The organism is Desulfosporosinus sp. SYSU MS00001, from assembly GCF_049943955.1.
Classification (GTDB): domain Bacteria; phylum Bacillota; class Desulfitobacteriia; order Desulfitobacteriales; family Desulfitobacteriaceae; genus Desulfosporosinus.
Genome location: NZ_JBNFTW010000027.1, coordinates 1 through 2,431, shown reverse-complemented (window position 1 = coordinate 2,431; position 2,431 = coordinate 1). Strand labels below are relative to the sequence as shown.

The 2,431-nt window shown below is 58.0% G+C and carries 1 protein-coding gene; it reads right to left on the bottom strand.

Annotation, left to right across the window (positions count from 1 at the left end):
* Window positions 1-129: 129 nt before the first annotated feature.
* On the bottom strand, window positions 130-2,431 hold a 2,302-nt coding region (locus tag ACPUYX_RS20775), incomplete at its 5' end, for a phage tail tape measure protein (protein WP_426381485.1).

Sequence of the window (2,431 nt, the reverse complement as noted above, 5' to 3'; positions counted from 1 at the left end):
GTTTATCGTGCAAGTACGCTTCAATTTTCTCGAAGTCCGAATTGTTTCAGCAAAAACTTCCATATGTAAAATATTCCTATTAAATAAGACCCACATCCATACCGGGTTTCACTTTCCAGCGGAAGGTCTTCATCGTCCACCTCCGGAGAACAGGCCACCATCACGCATCTGTGTCTGAATTTCATCACGGGCACCCTTGCGGGCCATGTCATACACCGCCTTCAGAGCAGCCGGACCTATCTGCCCGTTCGTGCCGTCGTTGTTAATCACCACATGGTTATTCTGCTCAAACGTCCCGGACGCCTGCGACCGGCTGTCTGCCATGCTGCCCGGTGTACCGACATAACCGCCGGTGGCATAGCCGCGCATCAGCCGGTAAAGATTCCCCACGCCAATCCGGCTGGTTGCCTCCTTCGTGAAGACAAACTCACCACGGTGAACAATCCCCGCTGGCTCATATTTGCCGCCGGTTCCCGTAAATCCTCCGGTTGCAAAATGGAATTTCGCCGCAGCGGCCTGAATGGCTGTACCGCCTGACGCGGATGCGCCGCCACCAACAGCCCCGCCAATGGCGCTGCCGATACTCCCGACAATCCCCACCATTGCCTGCTTAAGCAGAATTTCTGTCATCATGGACAGCACGGAACGGGTGAAGCTGCGCCAGTTCTGCTCACTGCCGGTCAGCATCGCCGCCATATTCTGTGCAATACCATCAAAGGTCTGCGTGGCTGCACTTTTTACCTGCGACATACTGTCCGTGGCGCTCTCTTCCCACTCACTCCAGCCGGACTTCAGGCCTGCCATCCAGTTCCCGCGAAGCTGGTCTTCAGCCGCCCAGGTCTTTTTCTGCTCTGACATGACGTTATTCAGCGCCAGCGGATTATCGCCATACTGTTCCTTCAGGCGCTGTTCCGTGGCTTCCCGTTCTGCCTGCCGGTCAGTCAGCCCCCGGCTTTTCGCATCAATGGCGGCCCGTTTTGCCCGTTGCTGCTGTGCGAATTTATCCGCCTGCTGCGCCAGCGCGTTCAGGCGCTCCTGATACGTAACCTTGTCGCCGAGTGCAGCCAGCTGGCGTTTGTACTCCAGCGTCTCATCTTTATGCGCCAGCAGGGATTTCTCCTGTGCAGACAGCTGGCGACGTTGCGCCGCCTCCTCCAGTACCGCGAACTGACTCTCCGCCTTCCACAAATCCCGGCGCTGCTGGCTGATTTTCTCATTTGCTCCGGCATGCTTCTCCAGCGTCCGGAGTTCTGCCTGAAGCGTCAGCAGGGCAGCATGAGCACTGTCTTCCTGACGATCGCCCGCAGACACCTTCACGCTGGACTGTTTCGGCTTTTTCAGCGTCGCTTCATAATCCTTTTTCGCCGCCGCCATCAGCGTGTTGTAATCCGCCTGCAGGATTTTCCCGTCTTTCAGTGCCTTGTTCAGTTCTTCCTGACGGGCGGTATATTTCTCCAGCGGCGTCTGCAGCCGTTCGTAAGCCTTCTGCGCCTCTTCGGTATATTTCAGCCGTGACGCTTCGGTATCGCTCTGCTGCTGCGCATTTTTGTCCTGTTGAGTCTGCTGCTCAGCCTTCTTTCGGGCGGCTTCAAGCGCAAGACGGGCCTTTTCACGATCATCCCAGTAACGCGCCCGCGCTTCATCGTTAACAAAATAATCATCCTTGCGCAGATTCCAGATGTCGTCTGCTTTCTTATACGCAGCCTCTGCCTTAATCAGCATCTCCTGCGCGGTATCAGGACGACCAATATCCAGCACCGCATCCCACATGGATTTGAATGCCCGCGCAGTCCTGTCTGCCCAGGTCTCCAGCGTGCCCATGTTCTCTTTCAGGCGGCGGGTCTGGTCATCAAACCCTTTCGTTGCGGCCTCGTTCGCCGCCTGCAATGCCCCGGCTTCATCGCCGGAACGCTGCAACTGAGCAACATACGCAATCTGCTCCGCCGACACGTTATGGAACTGGCGAGCCATCGCCGTCAGCCCCGACGTCGGGTCTGTGGTCAGCTTCCCGAAGGCTTCAGCGACCTTGTCCACCTCCACGCCGGATGCAGAGGAGAAACGCGCCACACTCTGGCTGATGGACGCAATCTGAGCCTCACCGCTTACCCCCGCCTTAACCAGTGCGCTGAGTGACTCGCTGGTCTGGTTAAACGTCAGCCCTGCCGCCTGCCCGGCTCTGGACAGGACCAGCATACGATCTGCCGTCAGTCCCGCCTGATTGCCGGAAAGGACCAGCGTTTTGTTGAAATCGGACAGGGTTGAGTTGCCCTGATACCAGGCATACGCCAGCGCACCGGTCGCCACCGCCAGCGAGGTGGCCCCCACCATCGGCAGGGTGATCGCACCGGCAAGCCCCCTGAACATGGGGATCATCCCGCCGAAGGAGTCCTTCACCTGCCCCCCCTGTTGCAGCAGGATCAGCCACGGACTT